This window comes from Stappia sp. WLB 29 (assembly GCF_023507705.1).
Lineage (GTDB): Bacteria > Pseudomonadota > Alphaproteobacteria > Rhizobiales > Stappiaceae > Stappia.
Genome location: NZ_JALBGD010000010.1, coordinates 124,627 through 140,573 on the forward strand (window position 1 = coordinate 124,627; position 15,947 = coordinate 140,573).

A 15,947-nucleotide genomic window follows, 5' to 3' on the forward strand; every position below is an offset into this window, starting at 1 on the left:
CGGGTGGCCGAGATGCCGGCGCTGGCTGCTGGTGGACAAGGAGCTTGGGCCGCATGCGCGCGCGCTGGCCGCGATCCTGGGCGCGCCGACAGGTGCCGCGACCCGCGCCCCGCGCAAGGGCGAGGGGCTGGTCTGCCGTGCCGGCAGCGGCGAGGTGCACGCGTGCGCGCGGCAGGCGGAGGAGGCCGATATTCCGCTGCTGCTGGCCGGCTTGCTGCGCCTCGAGGCGCCGCCGGCGCCGCTCGCCAAGGACACGCTGATAGTGGCGCTCCTGCCGGTCGACCCGGCAATGGTCCTGCGCGTGGGCGAGGCGGCGGCGATCACGGCAGCTGTCGCGGCGCTGGAAGCGGGCGGCCTCGAGGACACGGCCGGCTGGGGCGCGGCGCTGTGCAAGCGGTTTTCGCTCGACGAGGAGCGGGCCGGGGAGTTGCTGGCGCAGGCGCATGTCCACCCCTCGCCCTATGAGGCGGGGATGGCGCTGCCGGCGGCGCTGGCGCTGCAAGGGGCGGCGGCGGCCGCGCGGCGGGCGGAGGTTTCGGACAAGCCGCTGTTCTGCTTCGGCGCCAAGTCGTGGAACCACGCGACGATCCGGGCGGCGCTCGCCGGGCCCGGCGGGGCCTTCACCTTCTGCGCCAGTGCTGAGGAGGCGATTGCCTGCGCCGCGCGCGAGGGCGGACGGGCGCTCGGCTGGGCGGCGGGCGTGAGCGCGGAGATCGAGGCGGCGGCGGCCGGGGCGGGCGTCGAGCTGTGGCGGATCGAGGACGGCTTCCTGCGCTCGGTCGGGCTCGGTGCGGGCCTTGCGCGCGGCGCCTCGGTCGGCTTCGACGACGAGGGCATCTATTTCGATGCGCTGCGGCCGAGCCGCATGGAGCGGCTGCTGGCCGAACGGGTGCTGTCGCCGGCCGAGCGCGCCCGCGCGGACGGGCTGATCGCCCGCATCCGCAAGGCGCGGGTCACCAAGTACAATGTCGGCGGCAAGGGCACGCTGCCGAGCGTGCCGGCGGATCGCCCCGTGATCCTGGTGCCGGGGCAGGTGGCGGACGATGCCGGCGTGCGCCGGTCGCTGTCGGCGACCATCGACTGCGCGGCTTGCCAGAACGTCAATCTGGAGCTGCTGCGGCAGGTGCGCGCGCGCAACCCGGATGCGCATATCCTGTTCAAGCCGCATCCGGATGTGGCCGCGCGCCTGCGCGCCGGCCGGCTGGAGCCGCGCGAGACCGAAGGCCTCGCCGACCAGGTGGTGGAGGGCTGCGATATCCTCGACCTCGTCGACCTCGCCGACCGGGTCGAGACCTTCTCCTCGCTGAGCGGTTTCGAGGCGCTGCTGCGCGGCAAAGCCGTGACCGTCTACGGCATGCCGTTCTATGCGGGATGGGGGCTGACGGACGACCTGATCGAGTGCGCAAGGCGCGGGCGGCGGCTGGATCTGGCGACGCTCACCCATGTCGCCTTCATCGACTATCCGCTGACCGTCGATCCGGTGAGCCTTGAACCGTGCGGGCCGGAATTCCTGATCTTGCGGCTGGAAAGCCAGCGGGCGAGCGCCCGCCACCGGATCGCGACGCGGATCCGGCAGGAACTGTCGTGGCTGGGGCGCAAGCTGGGGCTGTGACGTCGCCGGTCGGCGGGTCCGGCTCGCCGTCCTAACTCGTCTGGCGGACGCTTCGGACCAGCGACGAGAAGCCGACATTCTCCTCCCGCATCTTCGCCAGTTCCTCGGCCGCGGCATCGACCGCGCGGTCGATCTGCTCGGCGTTGTGCTCGCTGGTGATGAAGAAGCGGATGCGGGCGGACTTTTCCGCGACCGCCGGGAAGACGATGGGCAGCGCGTTGATGCCGCGTGCCAGCAAGCGATTGGACAGCGTTGCCGCGCCGATGGAATCGCCGACGATGACCGGAATGACGCTGAGGCCGGCGCTGGGGCCGGTGTCGAGGCCGGCGGCCCGTGCGCGCTCCAGGAAGCGCCGGCCGTTGGCGGCGAGCCGCTGCACGCGCTCTGGCTCGCGCTCCATCAGGTCGGCGGAGGCGATGGCCGCCCCGGCAAGCGCCGGCGACAGGCCGACGGAGAAGACGAAGCCGGGCGCGGTGGCGCGCAGATAGTCGCACAGGGCCTTGGAGCCGGCGATGTAGCCGCCGCAGGCCGAGAAGGTCTTCGACAGCGTGCCCATCCACATCTCGACGCTGCGCGGGTCGACGGAATACTGCTCGGCAAGGCCGCGCCCGGTGGCGCCGAGGACGCCGACGGAATGGGCCTCGTCGACCAGCAGCCAGCAGTCGAAATTCTGCTTCAGGCGGATCAGGCGGGCAAGGTCGGGATAGTCCCCGTCCATGCTGTAGATGCCCTCGACGACGATCAGCACATGGTCGAACTTGTGCCGGTTCTGCGACAGGATCTGCTCCAGCGCGTCGAGATCGCCATGGGGGAAGTTCATGCGCGCCGCACCCGACAGGCGTGCGCCCTCGGTGACCGAATTGTGGATGAGGGAATCGGTGAGGATGAGGTCGTCGCCCTGCATCAGGTGGCCGATGACGGTGACGTTGGTGGCATGGCCGCTGACCATCACCACCGCATCCTCGACGCCGTGGATGCGCGCAAGGCGCTCCTCCAGCTCGCGGTGGATCGGCCGTTCGCCGGCAACGACGCGGCTGGCCGAGGCGCTGGTGCCGTAGGTGGCGATGGCGCGGGTGGCGGCCTCGTTCACCTGCGGATGGCCGTTCAGGCCGAGATAGTTGTAGGAGGCGAAATTGTCGTAGGTCTTGCCGTCGATCACCGTGGTGGCGCCGGCAACGCCCGCATGGGCGCGGAAGAACGGGTTGTCGAGGCCGATGAGATCGGCCGCGGCCCGGTGCATGCGCAGCTGGCGCAGCTGCGGCAGCTCGGAAAAGTCGAAGGCGGCCGGACCGGGAGGCGGCGGGGCCTGCACGGCCGGGCGTGCGGGCTGGCGCTGGCGCGCCGCCTTGCGGCCGGCCCGGAGGTTCGCCATCAGCTCGCGCCGCTCGTCCGACTTGCTGCCGTGCTGGTCCAAGTTACCGTCTCCTCGAGAGCTGGGCGTGGCGCCCGCATCGCCCACTATAGCAGCGAGCGGACGTTGCGCGTGCGTTCCTCGACCTCGGCCGCCACGTCGGCCAGGGTCTCGGCATCCTCGAACACGTCCTCGCCCAGATGCTGCATGGCGTTGGTCCGCGCCTCGCTGGACAGGTCCGCGCCGTTGCCGCTCTCTCCCGACAGCGCCTGATCGGCGATGCGGGTGGCCATGTCGCTGAGCGTTGCGCCATTGGCCAGCGACATCAGAGGAATGTCGATGCCGAACTGGCGCTCCGCCGCCATGCGCAGCTCCAGCGCCATCAGCGAATCCATGCCGACTTCCGTCAGCGGACGCGCCGGGTCGATGTCGTCCTCGCCGATGCGCAGGATGCGGCCGATCTCCACGGCCAGCAGCTTGCAGATCTTCGCGATGGCGCTGGCGCGGTCGAGCCCCTTGACCAGCGCGGCAAGGTCGACGGCACCGCCTTCGCCCGAGCCCTCGTTGTCCGCGGAAATCCCCAGCCGCTCGGCGAACGGCGTGGCGAGCAGGGCGAGATCGCGCCGCGCCGCCGTCCAGTCGATGCGGGCATAGCCGGGGGCGGCCGCGACCACATCGTCCTGCGGCAGGGCCATGAGCATTGCCAGCCCGTCCAGCGCCTCGCGCGCGCTGAGCGCATGGCGGCCGAGCTTGCGCGCCAGCAGGTCGCCGACATCGGCGTTGCGGGCAAGGTAGCCGGCATCGGAAATCGCACCCCAGGCGACCGCAAGACCGGGCAGGCCCTCCGCCCGGCGGTGGGCGGCGAGGCCCTCCAGATAGCCATTGGCGGCGACATAGTTGGCCTGGCCCGGATTGCCGACCAAGGTGGTGGCGGAGGAGAACAGCACGAACTGGCGCAAGGCATCGCCCCGCGTCAGCGCGTCGAGAAGCTGCGCGCCGCGCACCTTGGGCGCCAGCACGGCGTCGAGCTGCTCGCGGGTAAGGTTGGAAAGCAGGGTGTCGTGCAGCACCATCGCCGTATGGAAGGCGGCCTGGATCGCGCCGGCCTCCTTGCGGATCGCGGCAAGGGCGGCGGCGACGGCCTTCTCGCTGGTGGCATCGCACGCATGACCGACGACCGCGACGCCGCGGCGGCCCATCTCCTCGATCAGGGCGGCGGCTTCCGGCGTGGTGGCACCGCGCCGCGACAGCACGTCGATGCGCGTCGCGCCCATGTCGGCGAGACGGGAGATCAGGGCCGCGCCGAAACCGCCGAAGCCGCCGACGACGACCAGGCTGCCTGCTTCGCCCTCGAAGCGGACAGGCGCGGGCGCGGCCGGCCGGGCGGCGGGCTGCTGCGGCGGGCGGATCACGATCTTGCCGATATGGCCGGCCTTCTGCATCAGGCGGAAGGCGGCGACCGCCTCGTCGGCCTCGAAGGCGCGATAGGGCAGCGGAGACAACGCGCCGCCGGCGAAGAGCTGCATCAGCTCGTCGAGCAGGCGCTCGGCCAGGGCCGGCTGGTGGATCAGCAACTGGTCGGCATCGATGCCGAAATAGCTGAGGTTGCGGCGGAACGGCCGCAGCCCGAGATGGGTGTTCTCGTAATAGTCGCGCTTGCCGAGCTCGAGGAAGCGGCCGAAGGGCGCCAGGACCTCGATGCTGCGCTCCATCGCCTCGCCGGACAGCGAGTTGAGCACCACCTCGATGCCCTTGCCGCCGGTCAGCCGCATCACGTCGTCGGCGAAGGTCAGCGAACGGGAATCGAGCACGTGGTCGACGCCGAGCCGGCGCAGCAGGCTGCGCTTTTCCGGGCTGCCGGCGGTGGCGATGATCGTCGCGCCGATATGGCGGGCGACCTGAATCGCGGCAAGGCCGACGCCGCCGGCGCCGCCGTGGATCAGCACGGTCTCGTGCGCTTCCAGCCGGGCGAGCCGGTGCAGGGCGTAATAGCTGGTGAGGAAGGCGACGGGGATGGTCGCCGCCGCCTCCGGTTCGAGCCCTTGCGGCGTGCGGGCGCAGCCCTTTTCGGAGACCGTGACGCGGCTGGCGAAACAGGCCGGTGCGAAGGCGATGACCCGGTCGCCCGGACGCAGACGCCGCGCCTTCGGCCCGGTGGCAACGACCGTGCCGGCGCATTCCATGCCGAGCGTCGGGCCGGCGAAGCCGTCCTCCAGCGCCTCTTCCGGAAGCAGGCCGAGCGCCCACATCACATCGCGGAAATTGAGGCCGCTCGCCTCCACCGCGATCTCGACCTCGTCGCCGACAAGGGCGCGGGCCGGGACCCGCGACCAGGCGAGGCGGTCGAGCGAGCCCTGCTGGGCGATGTCGAGGCGCAGGACATCTGCGCCGGTCTCGCTGCTGCCGGGCTGCGGCAGCTCCGGCCCGCGCTCCAGGCGCAGGCCAAGGCGGGTGTCGCCGTCGATCACCAGCTCGCGCTCGTCGGAGCGGTCGGCTCCGACGATCTCGGCGGCAAGACGCAGGGCGGCGGCGCTGGCATCGAGATCGCGGCGGATGTCGACGAGCCGCAGGCCGGCGGAGGGAAACTCGTTCATGGCGACGCGGCCGAAGGCCCACACGCCCGCCTGCACCGGATCGGGCGCGGTGCCGCAGGCCGGGGCGCGCGCGCCCTCCGGCGCGACGACCACGACCGGGCCAGCGGTGTTGCCGAGCCCCTTGAGCATCTGAGCCAGCTGCCAGGTGCGGGCCGAGAGCAGGGCGCTGGCATCTTCGCCAGCATCGGAGCCGGCCCCTTGCTGGCTGCTGGCATAGGCGCCAGCGAGATGGACGATGCCGTCGCGCGCGGCAGCGGCAAGCGGCGTCTCTTCGCCCCAGACGGCGGGATCTTCGAGATCGGCGGCGATCGTGTCGTCATCCGCCGCGGCCGCATCGGAGGCGGCCAGCACGGCCTCGATTCGATGCGGCTTCAGGCATTCGCGCAGCGCCGAGGCGACGGCGCGGGAGGGGCCGTCCGCATCGCAGACGACAAGCAGGCGGCGTGGCTCGGCGCCGGTCTCCGCCGTGCCGTTGCCGTTGGCGGCCGAGGTGCGGGCGGGGGCGCCGGCAACGAGGATGCTGGCGTCCACTTCGCCGCCGGCAAGCGGCAACGCTTCCACGCCAGTCAGGCCGAAGGCGGCAAGGCGCGCGGCCCATCCCTCGCCGTCGAGCAGCGGGGTGGCGGGGCGCGGCGAGCCGGGAACGGGCAGCCACCAGTCGGCGCCGGTGCCGAGGATCAGCTCGGCATCGGTGGCGGGCGCGCGTTCCAGCGCCAGCAACTGTCCGCCGGGCGACAGCATCGCGGCAAGGTCCTTGAGCATGGCATCGCCGGCGCCGCTGAGCGTGTCGCAGCAGATCGCGAGATCGTAGGGACCGCCCTCGGCAAGGGCGCCATCCTCCGGAGAAAGGAAGCGCGTCTGGGCGCTGCCATGCCAGTTGCGGCGCAGCCGCTCGGTAGCGCCGAGCGAGGGATCGCCGACGGTGAGCGTGGCGTTGTAGGGCGACAGCAGCGTGTCGAGATGGCGGGCGACGGCGAACGACCGCTCGCCGAGCACCAGCACGGAGAGAGGCTTGTCCTGCGGCCAGTCGGAAACCGCGCGTGCGGCGATGCCGATGCAGGCGCGGCGCAGGGCCTGGGCAGCCGGATCGGCATTGCGCCAGCCGGCCAGCAGCGCCGAGGCGAAGACGTCGCCGGCGCTGGCGGGAAGGCCCTGCCGCAGCAGGTCCGGCAGGTCGTCGGCAAGGCGGGCGAGCAGGGTGGCCTGCGAGCCGTGGGCACCGGCCTCGAAGACCAGCGTCTGCACCAGCGAGGCGAGGTCGAGCCCCTCGGCGGGATCGGAAATGCGCCACTTGCCGTCCTCTTCCTCCGCCAGATCGTGATGGGCGAGAAGATCGAGGAAATGGGCAGCGAAGGGCGCGGCACTTTCGTGCAGAGCGCCGTCGCGAACCTTGGAGGAAAGTGCGAAAGGCTTGTCGCCGAGCACGGCATGCAGAGAACGGTGGGCGACCGTGCGGGCGAGCGCGTCGGCAAGAAGCCCGGCATCCGAAGGATCGTAATCCTCGCTCGCCACGAGGCCGAGCTCGCCGGCGATCGCGGCAAGCGGGAGCGACTGCGGTGCGCCGGCCTCGGCCGGGGTCAGCAGGCGCGAGACGACGCGGTAGGCGAGGCCGTGGTCGCGCTCAGTCATATGGAACTGCACCGCCTTGAAGCGGGCGCCCGCGAGGCGCGCGACGAGGCCGCCCTCGGCGTCGAGATAGTCGAAGCTGGCGACGAGCGAGCGGGCGCTGCCCTTGTCCACCCGGATGCGCACGGCAACGGGAACGGAGGCGGGGGCATGCAGCTCGATTCCGGAAAAGCGGATCGGCAGGAAGCCGCCCTCGGCCGGCTCCGCGCGCTGACCCAGCAGGGCGAAGAGGCCGTGGAAGCCGGCATCGGCGACGGCCGGATGCAGCGCGAAGCTGCCCGGCTCCGGCAGGGCGGCCGGGGCCAGCAGGGCAAGGCGCGCTTCGCGCTCGCCGGACAGCACGGCGCTGTCGGCGAGGCGGAAGGCCGGGCCGTAGTCGAGTCCGTGCGCCAGCGTCAGCCGGTAGATCTCGTCGTGGGACACCTGCGTGCCGGCGGTTCCGGCCCCGGTTCCGATCTGGGGCGCGGGCGCATCCGGTGCACCGGCCAGCGTGCGGAAGCCGGCCTTCGCATAGAGCGACCAGTCGGCGCCGGAAAGGCGCGGACGGGCATGGATCTCGATCACCCGGTCGTCGGGCGACAGACGCACCATGGTCTCGAAGGTCTTGCCCTCGTCGAGCACCAGCGGGCGCAGGATCTCCAGGTCGCGCACCTCGATGCGCGTCTCGCCGGTCCATTGCAGGGCGGCGCGCAGGGCCATCTCGATGAAGCCGGCGGCCGGAAAGACGGCGGTCTGCTCCACCTTGTGGTCGGCGAGGAACGGCAGCAGGTCGAGGTCGACGAGGTTGAACCATTCCGCCGTTTCCGGCCGCAGCCGCTTGCCGGCCAGCGGCCAGCCGCGCTCGCTATGGGCGGCGATGCGCTCGTCCGTCTCCGGCGTCAGGAAGGGGGCGAGCTGCCAGGGATAGTCCGGCAGGACCGGCAGGTTGCGCCCTTCCGGCCCGACATAGAGATCGAGATCGGGCATTGCGCCATGGGCGACGATGCGGGCGGCGATGGTGTCGATATCGGCAGCCTTCGCGTCCTCGCTACGCGGCATCTCCAGGCTGGCGAGGACCTGGGTCTGGTTGCCGACGCTGCGCAGCGTGTCGCGGACATAGGTGGTGAGCACCGCCTTGGGGCCGATCTCGACGACGAGGTCGACCGGCTGCTCGGCAAGGCGCACCACCGCATCGGTGAAGCGCACCGGGCGGCGGACGTTTTCCCACCAGTAGGTGGCGTCGGGCGTGACCTCGTCCTGTTCCGGCGTGACGGAGGAGAGGAACGGGATCGCCGGCTTGCTGCACTTCAGCGTGCCGAGCGCCTCGCGCAGCGGCGTCTCGATGGGGTCGACCAGCGCGCTGTGGAAGGGATAGGCGATGTTGAGCTTGCGCAGGGCCCACCGCTTCTTGCGGGCAAGGCGGGCGAAGGCGTCGATGCTCTCGGACGGACCGGAAATGGTGACGCTGCGCGGCGAGTTGATGGCCGACAGCTCGATGCCCGGCAGGCCGGCTTCCGCGATGGCGGCGCGCGCCTCCTCCGCCGGAAGCAGGAGCGCGGCCATGCTGCCGAGATGGCGCACCACCTCCTGCTGCGTCGAGCGGGCGTGGATGATTCGCGTTGCGGTGGCGAGATCCAGCATGCCCGAGCACCAGGCGGCGGCCACCTCGCCGACGCTGTGGCCGAGCACGGCGGCAGGTGCGATGCCGCGCGCCTTCAGAGCGGTGACCAGGGCCACCTGCACGGCGAAGAGCAGCGGCTGGGCGATCTCGGTCCGCTCGATCTCCGTCTCCAGGTCCTTGGAGAACAGCATGGTGACGAGGGACCAGCCGGAGACGGCCATGAAATGCCGGTCGACCAGCTCCAGCGCCTCGCGGAACACCTTGTCGCCGGAATAGGCGTCCTGGCCCATGCCGGCCCATTGCGAGCCGTTGCCGGAAAAGGCGAAGGCGACGCCGCGGGTGCGCGGGGCGGTCTTGCCCTCGATGGCGGCGGGCGCCTCCTTGCCCTCGGCAAAGGCCTGCAGCGCGGCGATCTTGGCGGCGCTGTCGCCGAGCACGACGAGGCGGTGGTCGTGCAGGTCGCGGCGGCGGGCGGCGGCATCGATCACCGCGCCGGCCGTGTCGGCATGATCCTCCACCAGCGCGGCGTAGCGGCCGGCCAGTTCGCGCAGGGCGGCTTGCGAGCGCGCCGAGATGACCAGCGGGGCGGTATGGGCCACGCGGCTGTCCGCAGCCCCCAGCGGTGCGACGTCGCCGATGACCGCATGGGCATTGGTGCCGCCGAAGCCGAAGGAGTTGATGCCGGCAAGGCGCGGGCGCGTCCCCCGTGCCAGCTCGACCGGTTCGGCGGCGACGGTAAGGTTGAGGCCGGCGAAGTCGATGTTGGGGTTCGGCTCGTCGAAATGCAGCGACTTCGGCAGCCGGTCGTGCTGCAGCGCCAGCACGGACTTGAGGATGCCGACGAGGCCGGAGACCGGCTCGAGATGGCCGACATTGGTCTTGACCGAGCCGATGGGCAGCGGCGCCCCGCGCTTGCGGCCGATGGCGGTGCCGAGGGCGTTCGCCTCGGCCGGGTCGCCGACCTGGGTGCCGGTGCCGTGCGCCTCGACGAAGGCGAGATCGTCCGGCGAGATGCCGAGCTCGTCGCTGTAGATGCTCTCCAGCAGGGTCTTCTGCGCCGGGGAGGAGGGCAGCGACAGGCCGGCGGTGCGCCCGTCCGCATTGATGCCGGTGGCGAGGATGCGGGCACGCGGCTCGCGCGCCGTGGTGTCGCGCTGCAGCACCATCGCCACCGCGCCCTCGGAGCGGACGTAGCCGTCGCCCGAGGCGTCGAAGGCACGACACAGGCCCTGCGGCGACAGCATCGAGGCGCGGGCGAAGCCGATGAAGGAGAAGGGGCTGAGCAGCAGGTTGACGCCGGCGACGATGGCCGTGTCGATCTGCCCGCTCTCGATGGCGCTGACCGCCTGGTGCAGCGCCACCAGCGAGGAGGAGCAGGCGGTGTCGAGCGTGAAGCTCGGCCCGCGCAGGTCGAAGATGTAGGAGACGCGGTTGGAGATGATCGACAGCGTGTTGCCGGTCATCGTCTGCACGTCGACGGACGGCAGGTCGAACAGCAGCCGCTGGTGATAGTCGAGGCCCGAGGCGCCGACATAGACGCCGGTCTGGGTGCCGGCGAGGTCGGAGGGGCGAAGGCCCGCGTTCTCGATGGCTTCCCACACGACCTGGAGCAGCAGCCGCTGCTGCGGATCGATCTGCACCGCTTCGCGAGGGGAAATGCCGAAGAAGCCGGCGTCGAATCCCCACACGTCGTCGATCTGGCCGGCGGCGAAGGTGAAGCTGCGGCCCGACGTGCCGGGGCGGGGATGGTGGAAGCCGCGCGTGTCGAAGCGGTCGGGGCGAATCTCGCTGACGGAGCAGAGCCCGTCGTCGAGCAATGTCCAGAAGGCATCCACTGTCCCGGCACCGGGAAGGCGTGCCGCATAACCGGTGATGACAGTGTTATTCGCGCGCAAGGACATCCATAACTCTTCCGTAGCGGCTCTCGCGAGCCAATGCTGCCAAGCGGAGGCAATCCGCGAGGATGCCACCGGATGTTGTCGTCAGGTTGCATGTCCCCTGCAACCGCTTTGTCGCGCCTTGCGGCCGACGATGCGGATCCGCACCCGGATCCTGCCTGCTTGCCCAGCCCCCGGATCGGGAGCGGGTCTCGCCGCCGTTCCCTACCGAGCATCTTCTCCCGCCACAACCGCAAAGCGTGTTCGCCGGCCGTGGACGGGTTTTTTCAATATATCAGGACGAGGCGGTCTTCAAAGCGTCTATAATATGGCAATATTGCATCGCAGCATGAATTTCTCCAGATATTTGTGCCCCAACGGAATCATCGGGCGTGCCATCGGAAACGGCTCGTCTTTCAATATGATGACACTCAGCTCTCGCTGCGTTGCAAAAGCTTGCGCTCCCAGGCGAGGGCATGTCCGGCGATCGTGTCGATATCGTTGTGGACGGGCGTCCAGCCGAGCCTTGCGAGAATCGCCCGATTGTCCGCAACGACGCTGGCGATGTCGCCCGGCCGGCGCGGACCGGTGTGGACGGCAAAGTCGCGGCCCGACAGCCGCTTCACCGCTTCGATGGTTTCCAGGACGGTGTATCCGCGCCCGTAGCCGCAGTTGAGGGTGAAGCCGGCGCTGCCTGCCCGCAGTTGCAGCAGGGCGAGGTAATGCGCCTCCACCAGGTCGCTCACATGGATGAAGTCGCGCTCCGCCGTGCCGTCGCGGGTAGGATAGTCGGTGCCGTGAATGGTCAGCCCGTCGCGCAGGCCGAGCGCGGCCTCGCAGGCGATCTTGAGCAGATGCGCCGCACCGCGCGTCGAGTGGCCGGTGCGGCCCTGCGGATCGGCGCCGGCGACGTTGAAATAGCGCAGCACGCCGCAGCGCAGCCCGTGGGCGCCCGCGATATCGGCGAGCATCCGCTCGCTCATCAGCTTCGACATGCCGTAGGGGGAGGTGGGGCGCGTCGGCGCGGCCTCGTCCACCGGGTCGCTGCCGACCTCGCCGTAGACGGCGGCGGTGGAGGAGAAGATGACGTTGGCGATGCCGGCCGCGCGGCAGCCCTCGACGAGGGCCAGCGTCGCGCAGGTGTTGTTGCGGTAGTACTTCTCGGGACGCTCGACGGATTCAGGCACGGAGACCGAACCGGCGAAATGCAGCACCGCATCGACCGGCTCGCCGGCAAGCTCCAGCGCGCGGGCAAGGGCGTTTTGGTCGGCGACGTCGCCGCGCAGGAAGGCGGCGGCCGGGGGCACCGACCAGTCGTGCCCGCCCTTCAGGCTGTCGAGAACGACGACGCGCTCGCCCGCGTCCAGCAGGCGCCACGCCATGTGGCTGCCGATGTAACCTGCGCCGCCGGTTACAAGAACTGCCATCCTTCCCTCCTGCCGGTGATCGCGGCGGCGGGCGCAGCGCCCGTCCGCGCGTGCCAGCCTCCGCCGTGTTAGCGGGTTGACAAACGGGTGGCAAGCGAACAGGAACGCAGCCGGACCGGCATGCCTCGACGCTGGGGCGGTGCGCGCACCGCATGCGGATCGAAGGGCCGCCAGGACCCGGGACACCCGTCGGGGTTCCGCCCGCAGATCGTGACGTGAACAGCACCGGTACGGCCTCGCGGCGCCGCGTCCCGCCCGCCCGCAGGCCTCTCTTTCCAGGAAAGTCCAGGAGCACGCATGCGCATCGCAATGATTGGCACCGGCTATGTCGGCCTGGTTTCGGGTGTCTGCTTTTCCGAGTTCGGCTTCGATGTTTCCTGCGTCGACATCGACGCGGGCAAGATCGAGCGGCTCAATGCGGGCGAAGTGCCCATCTACGAGCCCGGCCTCGACGGGCTGATCGAGCGGAACCTCTCCGCCGGGCGCCTGTCCTTCACCACCGATTTCGACACGGCCGTCGCCAAGGCCGACGTGGTCTTCGTCGCGGTCGGCACGCCCTCGCGGCGCGGCGACGGCGAAGCGGACCTCACCTATGTCTATGCCGCCGCGCGCCAGATCGCCAAGGCGATGCGGCCGGGCACGGTGGTGGTCATCAAGTCGACCGTCGTCGTCGGCACCTGCCGCAAGGTCGCCGAGATCATCCGCGAGGAGCGGCCGGGCGTCGACTTCTCCGTCGCCTCCAACCCGGAATTCCTGCGCGAAGGCTCGGCCATCGAGGACTTCATGCGGCCCGACCGGGTGGTGGTCGGCGCCGAGGACGAGCGCGCCGAAAGCGCGCTGCGCCGCCTTTACCGGCCGCTCTACCTGCGCGAGACGCCGATCCTCGTCACCACGCTGGAAAATGCCGAGCTGACCAAGTACGCCGCCAACGCCTTCCTGGCGGTGAAGATCACCTTCATCAACGAGATCGCCAACCTGTGCGAGAAGGTCGGCGGCGACGTGCAGAAGGTGGCGAGCGGCATCGGCCTCGACAACCGCATCGGCTCCAAGTTCCTGCATGCCGGCCCCGGCTTCGGCGGCTCGTGCTTTCCCAAGGACACGACCGCGCTGGCCGCCACGGGCCTCAAGCATGGCGCGCCGCAGCGGCTGGTCGAGACCACCATCGCCGTCAACGAGGAGCGCAAGCGGCAGATGGCGGAACGGGTGCTGGCAGCGCTCGGCCCCGAGACCGCCGGCAAGCGGGTCGGCATTCTCGGCATCGCCTTCAAGCCCAATACCGACGATGTGCGCGATGCGCCCTCGCTGGTGATCGTGCCGGCGCTGCAGGCGGCCGGCGTCACCGTCGTCGCCCACGATCCGGAAGCGCGCGGCCAGGCCGAGCCGCTGCTGCCGGGCCTGGAATGGCGGGCCAATCCGTACGACGTCGCCGACGAGGTCGACGTCCTTGCGGTGATCACCGAGTGGAACACCTATCGCGGCCTCGACCTTGCCGAGATCGCCCGGCGCATGCGCGGGCGCGCGGTGGTCGACATGCGCAACATCTGGCAGGGCTCGGACGTCACCGCCGCCGGCCTCGACTATCGGGGCATCGGCAAGGCGCCGCTCACGGTGGGCTGACGCCGGCCCGACCGATCCCTTCACGCACAGAACAAGACCGGAGACAGGCCATGCGGATGACGGACGACATGCAGGCGCTGAGAGCGCTCTGCCTCGAGGCGGGCGCGGTGCTGCTCGACTATTTCCACGGCGGCGTCGCGGTGGAGAGCAAGGCCGACGACAGCCCGGTGACCGAGGCCGACCGCCGCGCCGAGGCCATCATCCTGGCAGGGCTCGCGAAGGCCTTTCCGGGCGTGCCGGTGGTCGCCGAGGAGGAGGTCGCCGCCGGACGGCTGCCCGAGACCGTCGGCGATCGGTTCTTCCTGGTCGACCCGCTCGACGGCACGCGCGAGTTCATCTCCGGCCGCGGCGACTTCACGGTGAACATTGCCCTGGTGGAAAAAGGCGTTCCGGTGATGGGTGCCGTCTACGCCCCGCATCGCGGCGCGCTCTATCTCGGGCGGCTTGGCGAGGGCGCGGTGGAGGAAACGGTCGCGGCGGCAAGCGCCGGGGCCGGCGGAGAAGCGGTGCCGCTGCGCGTGCGGGCCGAGCCGAAGGTGCCGCCGGTGGCAGTCGCCAGCCGCTCGCACCGGGACGCGCAGACCGACGCGCTGCTCACCGCGATGGGCGTCAGCGACACGGTCAGCGTCGGCTCGTCGCTGAAGTTCTGCCTGGTGGCGCGCGGGGAGGCGGATCTCTACCCGCGCTTCGGACGGACGATGGAATGGGACACGGCGGCGGGCCACGGCGTACTGCTGGCCGCCGGCGGCAGCGTCTGCCGCCTCGACGGCGCGCCCTTCCTCTATGGCAAGCGCAATCAGCCGCACGATTCCGACTTCGCCAATCCGGGCTTCCTCGCGGCCGGCACGGCCGATCTCGTGCGCGCCGCCGCCGCGAAGGTGGCCGAGGCGTCTGCATAAACCGCCGGATGGCGCAAAGGGGCTGACGGGGCGGGTCGGTCCCGTGTTTCCCCTTTCGCCTCAGATGTTTATTCCCCTCTGTCGGCTGCGCCGACATCTCCCCCTCAAGGGGGGAGAGGGGAGCATGGGGCCGCGCGCAAGCGCAGAGCCGACCCATTGGCAACCTCGGCAGGCGCGAGACGGGAGCGCATCGCCACCTCCACGGCTGTCATCCCCGCCGCGAGGGTGGCCGAGGCGGCCGCAAAAGCTGCGAAATGACAGAGATTTTTTAACGAGGGCCGTTTGTCGGCAATCCTGTTTCTCGCCCTTGAGCGCGCGGCTGCGTAAGTCGTGGACGATAGCTGCCGGGAGCGGCGAACGGGACGGGGCGCCAAGGGCGCTCCCGCCTGCGTCGCCCGCCTTCCGGCCTCGTGCACGAGGAGACATCCGTGTCCAACCGGGGAAGCCATCTGCGCCGTCTCGAGGCGCAATCCATCGAGATCATCCGAGAGGTCGTCGCCGAGATGTCGCGACCGGTGATGCTCTACTCGATCGGCAAGGATTCGAGCGTCATGCTGCATCTGGCACGCAAGGCGTTCTACCCTGCGCCGCCGCCGTTTCCGCTGCTCCATATCGACACGACCTGGAAGTTCCGCGAAATGATCGCCTTCCGCGACCGCATGGCGGCGGAAGCGAGCATGGAACTGCTGACCCATACCAACCACCAGGGTCTCGCCGACGGCATCAACCCGTTCGACCACGGCTCGTCCTACTACACCCAGGTGATGAAGACCGACGCGCTGAAGCAGGCGCTGTCGCATTACGGCTTCGACGCGGCCTTCGGCGGTGCGCGGCGCGACGAGGAGAAGTCGCGCTCCAAGGAGCGGGTGTTCTCCTTCCGCACCGCCTCGCACGGCTGGGACCCGAAGAACCAGCGCCCGGAGCTCTGGTCGATCTTCAACACGCGGGTGCGCCCGGGGGAATCGCTGCGCGTCTTCCCTCTGTCCAACTGGACCGAGCTCGATATCTGGCAGTACATCCGCTCCGAGAACATCCCCATCGTGCCGCTCTACTACGCGGCCGAGCGCCCGGTCGTGGAGCGCGACGGCATGCTGGTGATGGTCGACGACGAGCGCCTGCCGCTGCGCCCCGGCGAGGTGCCGCAGATGCGCCAGGTGCGGTTCCGCACGCTCGGCTGCTATCCGCTGACGGCGGCGATCGACTCCTCCGCCACCACCCTCGACGAGATCGTCACCGAGATGCTGATCGCCCGCACGTCGGAGCGCTCCGGCCGTCTGATCGACCACGACGAGGCGGCGTCGATGGAAAAGAAGAAGCGCGAAGGCTATTTCTGAGGATTGAACG

Annotated in this window: 7 protein-coding genes; 4 read left to right on the forward strand and 3 right to left on the reverse strand. The window is 70.5% G+C overall.

Annotated features, from left to right (window positions below):
- Positions 1-31: 31 nt before the first annotated feature.
- A complete protein-coding gene (locus tag MNI96_RS18020; protein ID WP_249695392.1) occupies positions 32-1,612 on the forward strand; it encodes a capsular polysaccharide export protein, LipB/KpsS family in 1,581 nt (526 codons plus the stop codon).
- 31 nt (positions 1,613-1,643) lie between these two features.
- On the opposite strand, the gene MNI96_RS18025 is transcribed toward MNI96_RS18020, so the two are convergent.
- The 3 genes from MNI96_RS18025 to galE form a co-directional block, all read right to left on the reverse strand.
- Entirely contained in the window at positions 1,644-2,984 is a 1,341-nt protein-coding gene (locus MNI96_RS18025) for an aminotransferase class I/II-fold pyridoxal phosphate-dependent enzyme (protein ID WP_249695490.1), read from the reverse strand.
- A gap of 86 nt (positions 2,985-3,070) precedes the next feature.
- On the reverse strand, positions 3,071-10,684 hold the full coding sequence (locus MNI96_RS18030) for a type I polyketide synthase (RefSeq protein WP_249695393.1): 7,614 nt from the start codon (positions 10,682-10,684) through the stop codon (positions 3,071-3,073).
- A 407-nt stretch (positions 10,685-11,091) separates the two neighbouring features.
- Positions 11,092-12,087 (reverse strand): UDP-glucose 4-epimerase GalE, encoded by a 996-nt coding sequence (gene galE, locus MNI96_RS18035; protein WP_249695394.1) that lies wholly within the window; start codon positions 12,085-12,087, stop codon positions 11,092-11,094.
- A gap of 297 nt (positions 12,088-12,384) precedes the next feature.
- On the opposite strand from galE, the gene MNI96_RS18040 reads away from it, so the two are divergent.
- The 3 genes from MNI96_RS18040 (at position 12,385) to cysD (ending at position 15,937) form a co-directional block, all read left to right on the forward strand.
- A complete protein-coding gene (locus MNI96_RS18040; protein WP_249695395.1) occupies positions 12,385-13,704 on the forward strand; it encodes a UDP-glucose dehydrogenase family protein in 1,320 nt (439 codons plus the stop codon).
- 56 nt (positions 13,705-13,760) lie between these two features.
- The gene (gene cysQ / locus MNI96_RS18045; protein WP_249695492.1) at positions 13,761-14,603 is read left to right on the forward strand and encodes a 3'(2'),5'-bisphosphate nucleotidase CysQ; all 843 of its coding nucleotides are present in this window, start codon (positions 13,761-13,763) and stop codon (positions 14,601-14,603) included.
- A 428-nt stretch (positions 14,604-15,031) separates the two neighbouring features.
- Positions 15,032-15,937, forward strand: a complete 906-nt coding sequence (gene cysD / locus MNI96_RS18050) for a sulfate adenylyltransferase subunit CysD (protein WP_249695396.1) — start codon at positions 15,032-15,034, stop codon at positions 15,935-15,937.
- Positions 15,938-15,947: the final 10 nt, after the last annotated feature.

What these genes read in the sequence shown, in the direction of transcription:
- MNI96_RS18025 (WP_249695490.1), bottom strand. Translation starts at nt 2,984, where the DNA reads ATGGCGAACCTCCGGGCCGGCCGCAAGGCGGCGCGCCAGCGCCAGCCC.
- MNI96_RS18030 (WP_249695393.1), bottom strand. Translation starts at nt 10,684, where the DNA reads ATGTCCTTGCGCGCGAATAACACTGTCATCACCGGTTATGCGGCACGC.
- galE (WP_249695394.1), bottom strand. Translation starts at nt 12,087, where the DNA reads ATGGCAGTTCTTGTAACCGGCGGCGCAGGTTACATCGGCAGCCACATG.
- MNI96_RS18040 (WP_249695395.1), top strand. Translation starts at nt 12,385, where the DNA reads ATGCGCATCGCAATGATTGGCACCGGCTATGTCGGCCTGGTTTCGGGT.
- cysQ (WP_249695492.1), top strand. Translation starts at nt 13,761, where the DNA reads ATGACGGACGACATGCAGGCGCTGAGAGCGCTCTGCCTCGAGGCGGGC.